This is a genomic window from Lichenibacterium ramalinae, from assembly GCF_004137085.1.
Taxonomy (GTDB): domain Bacteria; phylum Pseudomonadota; class Alphaproteobacteria; order Rhizobiales; family Beijerinckiaceae; genus Lichenihabitans; species Lichenihabitans ramalinae.
This window is the reverse complement of record NZ_QYBC01000032.1, coordinates 21,440-36,084: the sequence shown is the minus strand read 5'-3', so window position 1 is coordinate 36,084 and position 14,645 is coordinate 21,440. Positions and strand designations below refer to the sequence as shown.

At 64.6% G+C, this 14,645-nt stretch carries 20 protein-coding genes; 8 read left to right on the top strand and 12 right to left on the bottom strand.

Annotated features, from left to right (window positions below):
• From D3272_RS25155 to D3272_RS25125, 8 genes are all read right to left on the bottom strand, one after another.
• On the bottom strand, positions 1-1,065 hold a 1,065-nt coding region (locus D3272_RS25155), incomplete at its 3' end, for a PAS domain-containing protein (protein ID WP_129221980.1).
• Positions 1,007-1,201 (bottom strand): ribbon-helix-helix domain-containing protein, encoded by a 195-nt coding sequence (locus tag D3272_RS25150; RefSeq protein WP_129221979.1) that lies wholly within the window; start codon positions 1,199-1,201, stop codon positions 1,007-1,009. The genes D3272_RS25150 and D3272_RS25155, both read right to left, overlap by 59 nt.
• A 52-nt stretch (positions 1,202-1,253) precedes the next feature.
• Entirely contained in the window at positions 1,254-1,682 is a 429-nt protein-coding gene (locus D3272_RS25145) for a hypothetical protein (RefSeq protein WP_129221978.1), read from the bottom strand.
• 168 nt (positions 1,683-1,850) lie between these two features.
• On the bottom strand, positions 1,851-2,075 hold the full coding sequence (locus D3272_RS25140; RefSeq protein WP_129221977.1) for a DUF6894 family protein: 225 nt from the start codon (positions 2,073-2,075) through the stop codon (positions 1,851-1,853).
• 348 nt (positions 2,076-2,423) lie between these two features.
• Positions 2,424-2,813 (bottom strand): hypothetical protein, encoded by a 390-nt coding sequence (locus tag D3272_RS25135; RefSeq protein ID WP_129221976.1) that lies wholly within the window; start codon positions 2,811-2,813, stop codon positions 2,424-2,426.
• Entirely contained in the window at positions 2,810-2,977 is a 168-nt protein-coding gene (locus D3272_RS27570) for a hypothetical protein (protein WP_165361526.1), read from the bottom strand. The genes D3272_RS25135 and D3272_RS27570 overlap by 4 nt, the downstream gene beginning before the upstream one ends.
• The gene (locus D3272_RS25130; RefSeq protein ID WP_129221975.1) at positions 2,974-3,675 is read right to left on the bottom strand and encodes a hypothetical protein; all 702 of its coding nucleotides are present in this window, start codon (positions 3,673-3,675) and stop codon (positions 2,974-2,976) included. Before D3272_RS25130 ends, D3272_RS27570 begins: the two co-directional genes overlap by 4 nt.
• Before the next feature lie 66 nt (positions 3,676-3,741).
• A complete protein-coding gene (locus D3272_RS25125; protein WP_129221974.1) occupies positions 3,742-4,803 on the bottom strand; it encodes a hypothetical protein in 1,062 nt (353 codons plus the stop codon).
• 543 nt (positions 4,804-5,346) lie between these two features.
• On the opposite strand from D3272_RS25125, the gene D3272_RS25120 reads away from it, so the two are divergent.
• Complete coding sequence (locus D3272_RS25120) at positions 5,347-5,976, top strand: recombinase family protein (protein WP_129221973.1); 630 nt, start codon at positions 5,347-5,349, stop codon at positions 5,974-5,976.
• Positions 5,976-6,407: a hypothetical protein gene (locus D3272_RS25115; RefSeq protein ID WP_129221972.1), complete on the top strand. Its 432-nt coding sequence runs from the start codon at positions 5,976-5,978 to the stop codon at positions 6,405-6,407. The genes D3272_RS25120 and D3272_RS25115 overlap by 1 nt, the downstream gene beginning before the upstream one ends.
• 70 nt (positions 6,408-6,477) lie before the next feature.
• Here D3272_RS25115 and D3272_RS25110 read toward each other — a convergent pair whose 3' ends face one another.
• From D3272_RS25110 to D3272_RS25100, 3 genes are all read right to left on the bottom strand, one after another.
• Positions 6,478-7,410 carry a 3'-5' exonuclease gene (locus tag D3272_RS25110; RefSeq protein ID WP_428978020.1) on the bottom strand — a complete coding sequence of 311 codons (933 nt, stop codon included), beginning with the start codon at positions 7,408-7,410 and terminating at the stop codon, positions 6,478-6,480.
• 332 nt (positions 7,411-7,742) lie between these two features.
• A complete protein-coding gene (locus tag D3272_RS25105; protein WP_129221970.1) occupies positions 7,743-8,132 on the bottom strand; it encodes a type II toxin-antitoxin system VapC family toxin in 390 nt (129 codons plus the stop codon).
• Entirely contained in the window at positions 8,129-8,371 is a 243-nt protein-coding gene (locus tag D3272_RS25100; RefSeq protein ID WP_129221969.1) for an AbrB/MazE/SpoVT family DNA-binding domain-containing protein, read from the bottom strand. The genes D3272_RS25105 and D3272_RS25100 overlap by 4 nt, the downstream gene beginning before the upstream one ends.
• 254 nt (positions 8,372-8,625) lie before the next feature.
• Between D3272_RS25100 and D3272_RS25095 the strand changes: the two genes are divergently transcribed.
• Entirely contained in the window at positions 8,626-9,222 is a 597-nt protein-coding gene (locus D3272_RS25095) for a recombinase family protein (RefSeq protein WP_129221968.1), read from the top strand.
• 303 nt (positions 9,223-9,525) lie between these two features.
• Here D3272_RS25095 and D3272_RS25090 read toward each other — a convergent pair whose 3' ends face one another.
• Complete coding sequence (locus D3272_RS25090; protein WP_129221967.1) at positions 9,526-10,392, bottom strand: hypothetical protein; 867 nt, start codon at positions 10,390-10,392, stop codon at positions 9,526-9,528.
• A 101-nt stretch (positions 10,393-10,493) separates the two neighbouring features.
• Between D3272_RS25090 and D3272_RS25085 the strand changes: the two genes are divergently transcribed.
• The 5 genes from D3272_RS25085 (at position 10,494) to D3272_RS25065 (ending at position 14,503) form a co-directional block, all read left to right on the top strand.
• On the top strand, positions 10,494-10,826 hold the full coding sequence (locus tag D3272_RS25085; protein ID WP_129221966.1) for a hypothetical protein: 333 nt from the start codon (positions 10,494-10,496) through the stop codon (positions 10,824-10,826).
• 116 nt (positions 10,827-10,942) lie between these two features.
• On the top strand, positions 10,943-12,610 hold the full coding sequence (locus D3272_RS25080) for a type IV secretory system conjugative DNA transfer family protein (RefSeq protein ID WP_245496783.1): 1,668 nt from the start codon (positions 10,943-10,945) through the stop codon (positions 12,608-12,610).
• Positions 12,611-12,618: 8 nt separating this feature from the next.
• Positions 12,619-13,107: a hypothetical protein gene (locus tag D3272_RS25075; RefSeq protein WP_129221965.1), complete on the top strand. Its 489-nt coding sequence runs from the start codon at positions 12,619-12,621 to the stop codon at positions 13,105-13,107.
• Positions 13,104-13,865 (top strand): hypothetical protein, encoded by a 762-nt coding sequence (locus D3272_RS25070; protein ID WP_245496782.1) that lies wholly within the window; start codon positions 13,104-13,106, stop codon positions 13,863-13,865. The genes D3272_RS25075 and D3272_RS25070 overlap by 4 nt, the downstream gene beginning before the upstream one ends.
• Positions 13,865-14,503 carry a hypothetical protein gene (locus tag D3272_RS25065; RefSeq protein ID WP_129221964.1) on the top strand — a complete coding sequence of 213 codons (639 nt, stop codon included), beginning with the start codon at positions 13,865-13,867 and terminating at the stop codon, positions 14,501-14,503. The genes D3272_RS25070 and D3272_RS25065 overlap by 1 nt, the downstream gene beginning before the upstream one ends.
• The last annotated feature ends 142 nt before the right edge of the window (positions 14,504-14,645 follow it).

Genomic DNA, 14,645 nt, shown 5'->3' with positions numbered 1-14,645 from the left:
GGACACGCAAGTCCTCGTTGCACCTCGACGGACCCCTTCCGACGACGCCGATCTCACGCGACCCCGTGGGTAGTTACCCGTCACATCCTGGCTGACGCCCGCCATGCGGACGGGATTACCTTCGGCGTCCGTCAGTACCTGGGCCCGCTTGTTCACCCAACGCGTGGAGCCATCCGGGCAGAGAATACGGAACTCGACGTCGTAGTCGACCCTCTGCTCGACACTGCGGGTGTAAGCGGCGGCGCGCATCTCGCGGTCGTCGGGATGGACCGCTGCCTCCATTTCGTCCCAAGTGAACGAAAGTGCGCGATCCCGGCCGTAGTTCTCTTTGGTGATGCCGGAGACTGTCAGGTCATCGGTCCGCAGGTCGTGTTCCCAGATGCCGAGGCGGCCAGCCTCCGCCGCAAAGTGCAGCCGAGCCGTGTTCTCCTCTTCGGCGCGGAGCCGGTCCGACACCTCGGCCATGAGTGCCGCATTATGGCTTTCGAGCCCTTCCAACCGTTCGCGTTCCAACGTCACATCGACCTGGCTAGCGAAGAAGTAGGCGAGGTCGCCGTGGGCACCCCTTACAGGCGCCATGAGCAGGCGGTTCCAGAACGTCTCGCCCGTCTTCCGGTAGTTGAGGATATCAATTTTGATCATCTGTGCGGCTTTGACCGCATCACGGATGAGCCTCACCGTTTCTGGATCGGTCCCTGCCCCTTGTAGAAACCGACAGTTGCGTCCGACGATCTCCTCACGCGAATAGCCACACAATCGGCAGAAGGCGTCGTTGACGAAGACGATCGGGTTGTCGGGAAGCCGAGGATTGGAGATAACCATAGGCATGCGGGTGGCCCTGACGGCAGCCGCGAAGGGGTCGGTGCCGTCATCGGTTCCCGCGATCTCTTCGACGATGCGGGCGGCATCCCTTGCGGCTAGGGTAGCGTCCGGATCTCGCTTTCGGAGAGAAGCAATCTCGGCCTGAGCCGCACCCAGGTCTCTCCGCAGCCGTGCGACCTCGTCATCAATCATGACCAGAGACCGATTGCTGTGCATTCGATTTGCCAGCGGGGCGTCCTGCATCGCGCTCAATCATGAGCTGTAGAGCTTTTCGCAGCACCTCGCTCGCAGTTGTATATCGACCTGTCGCGATCTGGTCGCGGACGTGCCGGACAAGCGGTTCAGTGAGGGCAACGTGGAGAGAGTGTTTGGCAGCCATGAGCCGCCATAACAGGTAGGATCGTAGGGTGACACCCTGCCACTAGCCGCACCTACCCATACTGTCCCGTAAACAGGTCTCCGAGCGCCCGCCGCGCCAGGTAGGTCAACCGCCGACGCCGGAGGTGCTCGGGCTTGTCGTGCAGGATGTGGCAGCGCTGGCAGAGCGCCGCGAGGTTCGAAGCGTCGTTGTTCGTGGGGTCGTGGTCGCGGTGCGCTGTCGCGAGGACGACGCGGGTCGTGCGGGTGCGCTCCAGGAGGCTGTGTGGCGGCTTCAGGCGCCGGACCCACTTGCCGGCCCCGTCACGCCACCGGTGGGCCTCGTCGTCCCACCAGCGGCCGTCCCCCAAATGGGTGACGACCTTTCCGTGCGGCCGGCAGCAGGTCTCGCATCGGCCCTGGGCGCGCTGGAACCGGATCGAGGCCGACAGCTCGCGCCAGTCGATCGGGTATAGCCAGCGGTGGTGAGGCCGGATGGGCATGCGATCGAGGCCCTTGGAAGGTCGGGATTTCGCGATTTATGGTGTTAGACTTTCGATCAAGTGAAGATATGAATATCGAGAAATATATCGCCGGTCGCGCTGGTCGAAGATGTCATCTTAAGGTTTATTGAAATTTAAATTCCCGTACTGCTCAGCTAAAAACCATGATCATGTGCAGTTTAGGCTGGCAGAATGAATAGGACTTCCTTTTTCATCATAAACCATCACTGCAAAAGATCGATTATCTCCATTAATAATCGCCTCGTCCCGAGCAATTTCGCATAAGTACATTATTGTCTGTCTGCGCACTACGGCGATATCTGGCAGCTCACAGCCGTCACCGTCTCTCTCGTTTTTGCCGTTCTTATATGTTTCAAAGAAATAACGTGGCATGAGGAAATAAACCTGCTCTAAAACGATAGACGATGTGACAATCGATATTATCGAAAGTACTTCTTATTAAGATTATCAAAAAAACTAAATCCGTACATGGTATATAATGTCACGCCTGCGCATGTCTCAAATGTTATTTTTTTCAAAATATTTATATCAAATGTTTGCTGCCGATCGCGTCACCATCCGTTACAAACTTTTCTCCCAGATTTAGCAGACGACACTATAGGAAGCGCGTCACCTCTCGCTGTCGTTGACCATGCCGGAACGGGCCGCCCTCGCGGCCCGAAAGCTCAAGCTGAAGGAACCACGTGGGGCACAGGCGGAGGACAACAGACCATATCTTGCTCATCCGTCGCTCTCCATCATCTTTACCACCCTCCCCAACGCCGTCCTGACCCGCTCCACCTCGAACGGTAGCGGCGCATCATCGTCGAGGCACAGCCGGTCGAGCACGAACCGCTCCGCCCCGGCCGCCCGGATCAGGCGGGCGTGATCGCGCTTGGTGGCCTGCCATCTCTCGTCCGACATGCCCGACCGATCTCTCCAGGACCGGAAGGGGCCACCCGACCGCTCATAGCGTCGCCGGAGGGCAGCATAGGCCAGGGCCGCGGCGTGCTGGCGGATGTCGATGGTGCCGTTCTCCACGAGACGGTCGAGGGTAGGCGAGGCGGGCACGACCCGGAGCCGCCACGGCAGGCGAACGACCTCGGCAGGAAGCGGAGCATGCGCGTTCATGGCCGTTCTCCAATCCGAAACAGCACCACCAGCACGTCGAGGGCGGCGACGAGTAGTGGCAGTTCGCCCGGCAGGGGCGCCTCGTCATTGAGCACGATGCGGTCGATGACAAAAAGCTCCGCCCAGGCAAGCGTGGTCCCGCTTGGTGGCTTGCCGTGTATCAACTCCTCATCGCCGCCAACGCTCGGGCAACGGCAGAGTCCGCCATCGGGTTGTAGAAACCCACGCTCGGCGTCGTCGTGTCGTAGTACTGGTGTCGTCGCCTGATCGTGAGCGGCGGCGCCGAGTACGGCAGGGCACCATCAGGGGCCGGCGCCGTTGATGTGGCCTGGGAGTCGTTGCTGTTGCCAGTCCCGTCACCGGCGTATCCGCCGGGCACGTAGGGCTGATTGTACGGGCCCTCACGACCGGATGCGTTGCTGTTGTCCCCGCCACCCGTCACGCCTGTCGGAGCGCCGGGATGCGCCAAGGCCCCGTTGATCGCATCGGCGGCTGTCGGGCCGCCCATGAACCCCGAGATGGAGTTGCCGATGCCGAGGAGCGTACCGACAGGGCCGAGAAGGGAACCTGCAGCAATGCCTGCCACGCCGTTGCCGGCCCAATTGGGGACCGACAGGTGCTTGGCCGGTGCTCCGTCCGGAGTGGTTGGATCCATGGCCGTGTCGGCACCCGAGGCCGCGCCGGGAGAGAACCCATCGGCGGTCGGCTGCTGACCGGCCAAGATGCCTCGCGTCACGGTCAGAGGAGACGGCGTACCGTAGACGCCCGGCTGCGAGATCCCGGTTTCCTGTGCGGAGGGATCATCGGTATCGAGGCCCGACGCAGCGCCAGGGCTGTAGGAATACCCCGGCAGGTCCCCCAAGCCATTCACAGCCGGCTTACCGGGTGTCGTGACAGTCTGCGTCTGGGGTGGGGTTGTGAAACCGGGTCAATCCCAGGCGCCGGATGTCGACACGTTGCCCAAAGATCCGGTGCCGTCTTCGCCTGCTTCGCCTGCGCCGTCCGCGGCCTCGTTGGACATCGACTGCCCGGCCGCCTCGGCGCCTGATGGTGCTAGCAGGGATGCGCCCAGCCCGACGTAGGGGTTCCCCGTTGCGTCGGTTGCGCCTTGGCCGGCCACACCGGCAACGGCATTGAGGGGGGCCTGCCTGATCGTGCGGCCGGCGATCTGCTCGCCCGCTGCCTTCGCCACGTTGGCGGCGCCGCTTCCCGGCCCGAGCCCTCCGGCCGCGGTCTCGACACCGGCCTGAGCCAGCTTGCCGACTTCGGAGGTCGGGACGTATTCGCCCGTCTTCGCGAGCACCGGGGCCGACACGTCGCCCGACGAGGGGAAGCTGAACGGATGATAGTACCAGGGCGTGGACGCCTCCCACGCCGCCTGCTTCGCCTTCAGGTCGACCATCTCCGAGGCCGATGACCGGCCCGAGAACAGGGAGCCGACGCCGGCCGCCAGGAAGCTGGCCAGGTCGTTGGTGTCACCGAACTGCCCGATGATGTGTGAGCCACCCTTGATGGCGGCCGTCACGGCGCCCTTTGCGGCTCCGGAAAGCCAGCTATCGTCTTGGGTGTTGGTGAGGGGGCCAAGGCCACGAGCGGCGGCCGTATCGGCATTCCGAGACGGAAGGCCGAACTGCTCGTCGGACCATCCTGAGGAGGCGGGCGGCAGGCCCACGTCGGCGTCCGACATGAGCTTGGAAGGCGCGCCCACCGCATCCTGAAAGGACACGCCACCATCGCCCGCAGGCTTGGGCGGGGCCGAACCGTGAACCGTGAGGGAGCGAGCGGCGGGCGGTCGTGCAGGCAACCCGAACTCGGCGTCGGTCCAACCGGCAGGAGCCCGCCCCACGGCGTCCTCGAACGACACTCCGCCACCGCCGGCCGGCGCCTTGGACAGCGGGGCGGTCGTCGCAGGAGCCAAGCCCACGTCGGCATCCGACAGCAACGCCGGAGCGGCGGGGGTCGAGGAGGCGGATGGGTCGGTCTGCGGCACGCTGCACCCCTAGGAAGGGCGCAGTCAGTGAAGGGGCTCAAACCGGGATGGATCAGGCACACTTCGGCTGACTGCGCGGAAGGTGCCTGCGATCCCGAGGGACCCGATAGGCGAGACGGCCAGGACGTGGCTGAACCGACGAGGGGATTATGCCTCAACTGCTAGGGAGCGAGCAAGGAGAGGGCAGGTCAGGGGACCGCCTTCAACACCCGCTAAATGCATCGGCTTCCACTTCGAGGCGCCGCGAGTGGTCGGAATGCAACGGGCCTCGCGTCACGATCAGAGCGCTTCACTAGCGGTTCATTTCGAGTGGTTCGATTGAGAAAGTTCGTTTTGGATAGGGGGTCATGAGACCCAAAAGCGAACCGGCATGGTGGTGCGCCTGAGGCATGCTCAGAGGAGCGCGGCGCGGCCAGGGCGCCGAAGGCCGGCGTGGATCGGTTCGCTATGGGATCGACCATGCCCGTGTTGGTCTACCATCTCGTGCTTGACTAATCAAAACAGACTTTTTATAATGGACTACGTTAAACAGAGCGTCCGTCCATGTTCGTTCGCGCCTATCTCCGGGCCTCGACTGCCGAGCAGGACGCTCATCGCGCCCGGGCCCGGCTCGACGCCTTCGCGGAGGAGCACGGGTTCTCGATCGCTGCCCGCTACATCGAAAACGAAAGCGGAGCGAAGCTGGTCAGGCCGGAGCTGTTCCGCCTCCTGGGTGATTGTCAGCCCGGCGACGTGCTGCTGACCGAGCAGGTCGACCACCTGTCACGCTTGACCGAGCCCGACTGGCGGCAGCTGCGGGCCGAGATCGAAGCCAAGCAGGTCCGCATCGTCGCCCTCGACCTGCCGACGTCTTGGGGCCTCGCCGCTCCATCGGACGACTTCACCGGGCGCATGTTCGCGGCCGTCAACGCCATGATGCTCGACGTGCTGGCCGCCGTAGCCCGCAAGGACTATGAGGACCGCCGCCGGCGGCAGGCCGAGGGCACCGCCAAGGCCAGGGCGGCTGGCGTGTATAAGGGTCGGCGGGAGAACACGGCGCGGAACGAGGGCGTCGCCGCGATGCTCCAGGCCGGCTCGTCCTGGCTGCAGATCCAGGAGGCCATGGGCTGCAGCAGGGGCACGATCGCCAAGGTCCGGCAGCGATTGAACAGTGCCGCGGCGGTGCAAGCCTGATGCCCATCCGGCGGCAGCACCGCTGGCTTTACCCGATCGACTGGCGCGAGCTGTCAGCGTCGATCCGTTTCCGTCGTGCCAAGGGCCGATGCGAAGGCTGCGGCCGGCCGCATGGGTGCACTGTGACCCACCTTGGTGACGGCCAGTGGTGGGACGACGAGCGGCAGAGCTGGCGATGCGGAAAAGGCAAGATGGTCCGACGACGGGCCAAGCCGGCCGAGCATGGGCCGCCCGGACGCACCACGCGCGTAGTACTGGCGACGGCGCACCTCGACCACGATCCGTTCAACAATGCGCCCGGCAACCTCGCCGCGTTGTGCCAGCGCTGCCACATCCTGCACGACAAGGCGGAACACCTGCGCCGGCGTCGGCTGACCTATCTCGCCCGCCGCGCGCTCGGCGACCTGTTCACGGAACCTTATTCCGTATGAGCACCGAACAGCGACCTCGTTCGGAGGTCTTCGCCACATCCCGCTTCCTGGAACTCCGCATTGAATCGGCTCAGGCCGGGCGGTAGCGCTCATAGGCGGTCAGCACGTCGCGCCGGAGTTCCACCTCGCGCAGGTACACCTCCCGCTCCAGGAAGCGCAGCTCGGCGGCGAGGTCGTCCTCGTCCACCTCGGTCCACCAGGCCTTCGGCTGGCCGTCCCCGCCGCCGAACCATTGGTAGCCCCGGCGCTTCAGCACATCTTTCATGTCGAAGGGGGCATATTCCGCCCAGACCCGGACCCGGGTGCGGGCCGACGAACCCAACAGGTGCACGAAGCCCGAGCCACCTCCGGTCTCGTGCGCCAGGACCTCCAGCAGGGCGTGGCAGTCATCGACGGCACGGTGCCCGTGGTGGAACCAACCGCAGCCGTTGACGAGGTAGCCGAGCTTGGCGCCCTCGAACCCGATCTCGGCCCAGGGCACCTCGGCTACCGAGCAGGCCCATGCCTTGTGCCGGAAGCTGTCGTCCAGTCGCTCGCAGAAGGCGCGGTCGAACTTGGCATTATGGGCGATGACGATGTCGGCAGGCTCCAGGAGGGCCCGCACGATGTCCATGTCGATGGCCTGTCCCGCCACCATCTCGGCGGTGATGTCGGTCAAGCGGGTGATCTCGGCGCTGATCTCGACGGTGGGCTCGTGCAGCATGCTGAGCACGCCCACCACCGGGCCAATTCGGCCCTCGGCGTCATGCACGAAGGCCACCATGCCGAGTTCGATCACCTCGTCGCGGCGGTGGTCGAGGCCGGTCGTCTCGACGTCGACCACGAGCGCTATGCTTTCACCCGGCCCAGGCCGGTAGGCAGGGTCGACGGGGCGGGGCTTCAGCCGCCGCAGCACGCGATAGTCGTCGTGCTCGTCGAGGATCTGGGCCGCGCCTTCCGGATCGAACGCGCGCGTCAGCCGCCGGCGCTTGAGGGGAGCCTGGCGGGCCCACGCCTGCCGCATCGAGGGACCGTGGTCCTCGTCGGCGTCGTCGAACAGGTCGGCCTGGGCGAGCGGTGAGGGGTTCATTGCAGGACCGAGTCTGCCGTGATCGGCTCCGAAGCTCAAGCGTGAACCGCAAGGTTCCGAGCAGGCCAACGCTCGGTCGAGGGACTCGTGTTGGAAGGCAAGCTGGTTCGGCTCCGCCTCTGATGTCGCTTATGTCCTAAGTTTTGCGACACACGTCAGAGGCAGGCCGGCGCCGAAGAGAGCGGTGTCGCAGAAGTTTGTCGCGGTGCGTCACCGCTCTGCGACGAGTTCTGCGACAGGGATCCCCCCGGTAGCTCGATGAGCTCTCATCGGATCAGCTCAACTGTCGCCCCCGCCGCCTCGGCGATAAGCGGCCAGCGCCGCTCCGCGGTGAGGGCAGGCAGTCCTTCGCGCTTGGCCAGGGCCAGGCAGCAACGGTCTCCCAGCGACAGGCCGCCTTGGAGCGTGATGGGGCGCAGCATGCCGGCGTCGTAGGACAGCGCGGCATCGAGCGGGATCAGGCGGATCGGCAACGGGCGCAGCAGCGCCTCGATGTCGTGACGGACCGCGCCGAGCTTGGCGTAGTGGCTCACCACCTCGGCCATGTTCACCACGCTCATGAGCGAGCCATCGAAGGCGGCCTTCACCTTGTCAGCCCCCGGCTCGCCGAGCAGGAGCGCGAGCAGGGCCGAGGCATCGAGGACGCACCTGCTCATTCCGAGTCGGCCTCTTGGGCTCGGTCGGCGAGAAAGTCGTCGACCGAAGCGCCGGGCTTGTCGCCGACGAGCCTGCGGCTGAGGGCTTGGGCGCGGGCCACCACCTGATCGAGGGTGCGGAGCACGATGGCGTCTCCGAGGTCTTCGACCATCACCTCCCCGCCGTCGCCGAGGCCGTGTCGCCGCCGCAGGTCGGCGGGCAAGCTCATGCGTCCGTCCGGCATCACCTTGGCCTTCATGGGACGTCTCCGATATATGCCATAGACGCCATACTACCCCGTTCGCGCCCCCGTACGCCAGAGCGCTCGCTGGCCGGCGTGGTTCGATCTCACGCCGGCAGGCTTATCGTTCGGCGGTGTGTCCGCAAGGGGATCGGTGAACGGACGATTGTGAAGCGCCGAGCCGTCCGTTGATCGGACACGTGAAAACCTGTCTCAGATAGGTGGTCCGATGATCTTGTCAGTCAGGGGAGGGCAAACGTACACTCCGTGGCATGACGACGACCCTGATCGGCTATGCCCGCTGCTCCACAGATAAGCAGGACCTCACGGCCCAGAAGGCTGCCCTCGAAAAACTCGGGGTCGCGGCCGACCGGATCTACACCGACCATGGGCTGACGGGGACGAACCGCTCCCGCCCTGGTCTCGACCAAGCTCTCGCGGCCGTCCGCACCGGCGACACGCTGGTCGTGCCGAAGCTCGACCGGCTGGCGCGATCGGTTCCCGACGCGAGAACGATCGCGGACAGCCTCATCACCCGCGGGGTCCGGCTCGCGTTGGGGGCGAGCGTCTACGACCCGGCCGACCCGATGGGGAAGATGTTCTTCAACATCCTGGCCACCTTCGCCGAGTTCGAGGCCGACCTCATCCGCCTGCGCACGCGCGAAGGCATGGCGATCGCCAAGGCCCGTGGCAGGTTGCGCGGCAAGCAGCCGAAGCTGTCGGACAGGCAGCAGAAGGAACTGCGCCGGATGCACGACACCGGTGACTATGCAATCAGCGACTTGGCAGAGCTGTTCTCGGTCTCACGGCCAACCGTTTATAGGACCCTGAAACGCCAGCCCGCCACGTCCACTGTCGCGGCAGCCTGAATGGAGGCCTCATGAGGACCGAAGGATCACGTCACGTCCAACTCGCAATGCTGCCCGGGCAGGAGCAGGTAGCGCTCGGTCGAAGGTTGATCGCTGAGGGCAAGAGCGTGCGCGAGGTGGCGCGCGTCGTCCTCAAGTGTCATCCAGCGACGCTCTATCGTGGACTTGGCCGGACGCCTGCCCCATGAAGGTGCCCGGCCCACCTGCTTGTCACAGCCTTTCATCGCATCGTGTCAAGAAGCCGATCTCTGGCTGTCATGCAACAGCGTGCCGATATCGTCCATAAATAATTGCATGATGTGTCTATGCCACATATCTCAGCTCATGCTTGCTCCATAGGTGCCTTCGATCAGGAACCGGAAATTGCTTTGGCAACATCGTGCACTCACACTTTTCTTTGGTCGTGTCGACGCGAACGATACCCACGTTTGTAGAACCTATCCTTTCAAGTAATATTTCATATTGACGATCGCCATCAGCTGGAAGCATCACCCAAAGCCGCGTGAAAAATGTCGCCTCGGAAACTGACCGTAAAATCCGATCTCTTGGATTGTCTCTTGCCTCATCTCGATACTGCATGAAACAGTCGTATCCATCGATATCGTGGATGTCGGTTGCTATACCCTTATTGTCACTGACCCGACATGTCATGTGAGGGCTGACAAAGGGATGTCCTCCCTTCCAGATCCTGAAGTTCAAGCCTTGATGATATCCTATACTCTTATAGATGTGATCCATACCTCCATCAGCGGCAATTTCGAAGCACCTTTTTTTGAAGTGAAACACACCACTTTTATGAGGCATTTTATCGATTAAAATGCTTATGTTGTCATCTCTGATCGAATTAAAACGATCTAGCAAAGATCTATATGTGAATCGATCTTGATCCGAAATCAATTCTTTAGCCAACGCTACTGCGGCACCTCTTTTGACCACATACGCTCTCGATAATATATCCACATATGAGAGAGGCATCTGAGAAAGCTTCTCACCGTCGGATGCATCGAAGTTATGCATCACGAAGCTTCGTGCTTTTTGCATACGTCTCAACATGTTCTGATTGTTTTTTGTTTCCTGAGAGATAATCGAAACCCACGTTTGACCTTCATCATTGCGGACACCGTCGGTTTCAGCCTCGCTCAGCCGAGCTGCCAATTTAAACCAATCCATAACCACGCACTCCGGGCCTCGACGATTTCGCTTGCATAAACGATTGTGGATCCATATCCCTACAGCGCGGCCCACAACGGGAACCGCAGAAAGGAGAAAACATGATCAGGCACACCACCCCCACCGGCGACTTGCTCGCCGTCAGCGGCCCGGTCGACGGTTCGACCCCGCCGGTGACCGTCATCGTGGCCGGCCCCACCGCCGAGACGAACGTCGACACGATCGTCCGGCAGCTGCCCGGCCGTCCCCAGTCCACGGCCGAGGGCGCCGTCCTCTGGCACACGTTGCCCGGGGACAGCCTCACCGGGCAGAGCCTGCTGCGGCGCCTCTTCCTCGATCGCTCGGTCGTCTCGTGGGGCCCATCGCTCCGCATCACGGATCGACCCGACATCGAGGCCACCGTGGCCAAGCTCGTCGCCGCCATGCGGGGCTGAAAACTCCAGATTTCGCCAGTGCGTCATTCTGGTTTTGTAGTACCGCATGTCTTCGAATGCAACGGCGGCCGTCACTGGCCGCCGTTGCCGTTTCCACCGCAAACAAGGTCGACCCCGTGCCGAAGCTTCTCTCCGCCATGGTGGCGACCACCCTATTCGCCTATCCAGCCGCGCTTTCGATCGAGCATGGTGTCAATCCAATGTTGTGGCCGGAGGCCGCCATCCGGCCTGAAAGCTGGTTCGCCGCTTTCACGTCCCTCGTCGGCCTCGGCCAAGTCGTCGGAGCCTACTGGGGCATCGTCACACTGCAGGCGTCAGCCTTTGCCCATGGAGGCTGGTCCCTCGGTCCCCTGCTCGCCTTCGCGCCGCTGGTCCTCGTCGTCCTGCTCCGCTTCGCCCCGAAGTCGCCCGCGGCCAAGCGCGACGTCGCGGGCACTTTCGGCGCGGCGCGCTTCGCCACCGATGCCGAGCGATCTGCCATGAACCGGGGATTGGAGCTGGGCATCGATCCCAAGACCGGACGCGCGGTCCGCATCGCCGCCGAGGGAACACTCGTCACGATCGCGCCGCCTCGCACTGGTAAAACTTCAGGTTTACTGATCCCGAACCTGTCTTACCCCGAACCTGGCGCATGGGCCGGACCAGCCGTGGTGCTGGACACGAAGGGCGAGGTCTACCGCGCCACCCGGGCGCGCCGCGAGAGCATGGGTCGTCGCGTGGTCTGCCTCGATCCTCTCGACCTCGTGGGAGGCAATGATAGGTGGAATCCTCTCGCTTCTCTGCGGGATGACGACATCCTCTACATGCAAAAGACTGCTCTGGCGCTCCTGCCCGAGAGCGGCTCGGGCAACGGGGCCGAGGACTATTTTCGCAACCGCGCCGTCGATCTCATCGTCGGCGCGATCAGCGTGTCCCTGCGTGCCGATCTCCGCTCGGTCGTCGACGTCCACCGCCTGTTGACCGACGAGGCCGCCTTCATCGAGGGTCTGCAATCACAAGGCGCACAGCCGGCAGCGCTCGCCGCCCTGGAGATCATGCAGGCCGATCCCCGTACCCGGGATCCGATCCGCTCGACCGCCCTGCAAGGATTTCAGTGGCTGGCAGACCCTCGCATGCGCCGCCTCGTCGGCGACAGCAGTTTTGAATTCGCCGAGCTGTCCAGGAACGAGATCGACATCTTCGTCGCCATCCCCCCCGAGCACAAGCGCGTGCTGGCCCCCTTGCTGCGCTGGTTCCTGTCCGACCTTTTCACCTCCATTCGCCGCAACCGGCCCGAGATGCGAGCCATCCTGTTCGTCGACGAGGCTGCATCCATCGGGCGCTACGATGAGATCCTGACCTCGGCCGCTGAGCTCCCCGGCTACGGGGCCAGCCTGTGGACCTTTTGGCAGGATTTCAACCAATTATTGTATTTATGGAATCCTGCCGGCGCTGCGACAATCATTAATACCGCTGAAATCGTCACCATCTCGGATTTATCTGCGGTCGACCCCGCAGAGACCGACCGCTGGTCCCGCGCGCTCGGCAACTATACCGCCCTGGTCGAATCATTCAGCCGGCCCACGACCGGGACAGGGTCGTCCACGACCAACAGCACTCCCCAGCCCGCCCCGCTGATGAGCCCGGACGCCCTGGCGACCATGCCGTCCAACGAGCTGCTCGTCTTCCCCAACAGCCGGGGCCAGACGCGCCATCCCCTCCGCCTGCGCAAGACCGTCGCCCACACGGACCACCGTATCCGTCCCCTCGTCGAGGCCGTGGCGCCCGTCGGGCGGGCGGGCTGACATGCGCCATGTCGCTAAACCTCGAACGCCTCCGACGCGACGTCGCCGCACTGGGCCTCTCTCGCAAGACGGAAGACGTCGCGCACGGGAAGGCGAGCGGCGCCATGGCGATCGTGCGCGCGCACTTGGCGGAGATCGAGCGGCTCAGGGGCGAGGGCGCCACCTGGACCGACATCGCGGCCGCGCTCGCCGGGCAAGGCACGAGGCGGCGCGATGGCGCCCCCATCACGGGCCGACGCCTCACCGGGCTGATCGACTCCATCCGGCGACAGGACGCCAAGCGGCGGCGCACCACGGCACGACGGGCTTCACGAGGCGACCTTCCAGAGTCGCCGACGGACGCAGGGGTGCCATCACGGCCCTCGACACCAGGATCACCTCCCAGGCCTGACGCACCGCTGACCGAAATTCCGAAGTCGGAATACCGCACCGCCGAGCAGATCCGGCGCGATGGGCTCGCTGACCTCTACGACCAGCTGAAAGGAAAAAAGCCATGACGATGCGACGCGTGCTCCTGGCGGGCCAGGACAAGGGGGGCTCCGGCAAGAGCCTGGTGGTGCGGGCCACGGCCGAGTCGGTCGTGGCGGCATGGATCATCGAACTCGAGGACGAGAAGCGGCTCATCGAACTCGAGGACCGCGTCGATTTCTTCCCCGTCCGGGCGGAGCGGAGCGAGATCGACCGCACCTCGGGCGCCGCGGCCCGCAGCGAGTACGACGCCGTGCTCGACAGGATGGCGCGCAAGCCCGCCGCGGGTGCCACCACCCCAGAGTTGCTGATCGTCGACATCGGTGCCAACGCATCGCGCTCGTTCCTGCCCGAGATCGCCTCCCGGGCGGCCCGCTTCAGTCGGATCGGGGTCGAGTTCGCCATGCTGACCGTGATCACCGCCGAGCCGGGGGCGGCGTCGAGCGCACCCGTCGTGCTCAGCTTGGCGCGACCCTTCGCCAAACAGCTCTTCGCCGTCGAGAATCAGGTCGAGGGTGCCGTCGACGCCAAGATCCTGAAGGCGCTCGGCAAGGATGTCGTCTTGAGCCGCCTCCCCCGCCTCACGCTCGACCCCAAGGCGAACGGCCTGCTGCAGAAGGGTGGGCTTCGCTTCATCGCCGAGCGCCTCGGCGAGGCGGAGGACAGCCTGTCCGAAACCTACGGCTTCGCGGCCGCGGGTCGGATGATCCAGGACCTCACCGCCTTCCGGGCGCAGGCCATGCAGGCCGTCGCGCCGATGGCCGAATGGCTGGAGCGGGGCGCCTGATGGCCCAGCCTCCCAGGACACCGACGTCGGGGCAACGCCGGGCCGAAGCCGAAGCCGCCGCCGCGAAGGCCGCGCAGGCGGCGGGCGAAAGGCACGTCGAGGACAGCCGCAAGCTGGCGGACCGCCTGCTCGCCGGCGCCCCCGACGCCCGCTTCGCGGCCCTGTCCGACGCAGGTCTCGAGCTGACGCCGGCCGATCGACGGCGGCTCCTGTGCAGTCTGACCGGCAAGGAACACACGCCCCGCGTCGTTCCGGCCGGCACGGCCAGCCGTTGGGCACTGATCCGCTCGCGGCTGCCCTACAGGGTCGGTGCCCTGGCCTCGGCCGGGTTCATGTTTGCCGTGCTTCTCACCGGCATCCTCGTGGCGCGCGCCAACACGCCCCTCGCCATGGTGGTCAGCGATGCGAGCCAGGACTTGTCCGTCTCCTTCACCCTGAAGGACGGCCAGGTCGCCTTCGACCGGCTGGAGGCGGGCAAGCCCTATGCCCTCGTGCGCCGGGACGGTGGCGTCGACGTCCTACGCCGCTGGGTGGCGGGTGCCGGCTATGCCGAGGCCCGTCTCCCCTCCGGCTATGTGCATTCGGCGCCTGCAGGGCTGGCCACCCCCCTCGCCGACGGTCGTCCCTCAGCATGGTAGCGCTCCGCCAGGGGCCACCAGGGGCCACAACGGGACCACCGAAGGCCACCGAAAGGCCACAAGGGAGGGAGGGGCACACCTTACGCACTGAAGTGCCGAGCCCGTTCAGGGCGCCCGAAACGCCCGCCGGCGACCCCCAGAG

Excerpts from the sequence above, each read along its gene's own strand:
- D3272_RS25150 (WP_129221979.1), bottom strand. The coding sequence starts at position 1,201 with ATGGCTGCCAAACACTCTCTCCACGTTGCCCTCACTGAACCGCTTGTC.
- D3272_RS25145 (WP_129221978.1), bottom strand. The coding sequence starts at position 1,682 with ATGCCCATCCGGCCTCACCACCGCTGGCTATACCCGATCGACTGGCGC.
- D3272_RS25140 (WP_129221977.1), bottom strand. The coding sequence starts at position 2,075 with ATGCCACGTTATTTCTTTGAAACATATAAGAACGGCAAAAACGAGAGA.
- D3272_RS25135 (WP_129221976.1), bottom strand. The coding sequence starts at position 2,813 with ATGAACGCGCATGCTCCGCTTCCTGCCGAGGTCGTTCGCCTGCCGTGG.
- D3272_RS25120 (WP_129221973.1), top strand. The coding sequence starts at position 5,347 with ATGTTCGTTCGCGCCTATCTCCGGGCCTCGACTGCCGAGCAGGACGCT.
- D3272_RS25115 (WP_129221972.1), top strand. The coding sequence starts at position 5,976 with ATGCCCATCCGGCGGCAGCACCGCTGGCTTTACCCGATCGACTGGCGC.
- D3272_RS25110 (WP_428978020.1), bottom strand. The coding sequence starts at position 7,410 with ATGCGGCAGGCGTGGGCCCGCCAGGCTCCCCTCAAGCGCCGGCGGCTG.
- D3272_RS25105 (WP_129221970.1), bottom strand. The coding sequence starts at position 8,132 with ATGAGCAGGTGCGTCCTCGATGCCTCGGCCCTGCTCGCGCTCCTGCTC.
- D3272_RS25100 (WP_129221969.1), bottom strand. The coding sequence starts at position 8,371 with ATGAAGGCCAAGGTGATGCCGGACGGACGCATGAGCTTGCCCGCCGAC.
- D3272_RS25095 (WP_129221968.1), top strand. The coding sequence starts at position 8,626 with ATGACGACGACCCTGATCGGCTATGCCCGCTGCTCCACAGATAAGCAG.
- D3272_RS25090 (WP_129221967.1), bottom strand. The coding sequence starts at position 10,392 with ATGGATTGGTTTAAATTGGCAGCTCGGCTGAGCGAGGCTGAAACCGAC.
- D3272_RS25085 (WP_129221966.1), top strand. The coding sequence starts at position 10,494 with ATGATCAGGCACACCACCCCCACCGGCGACTTGCTCGCCGTCAGCGGC.
- D3272_RS25075 (WP_129221965.1), top strand. The coding sequence starts at position 12,619 with ATGTCGCTAAACCTCGAACGCCTCCGACGCGACGTCGCCGCACTGGGC.
- D3272_RS25070 (WP_245496782.1), top strand. The coding sequence starts at position 13,104 with ATGACGATGCGACGCGTGCTCCTGGCGGGCCAGGACAAGGGGGGCTCC.
- D3272_RS25065 (WP_129221964.1), top strand. The coding sequence starts at position 13,865 with ATGGCCCAGCCTCCCAGGACACCGACGTCGGGGCAACGCCGGGCCGAA.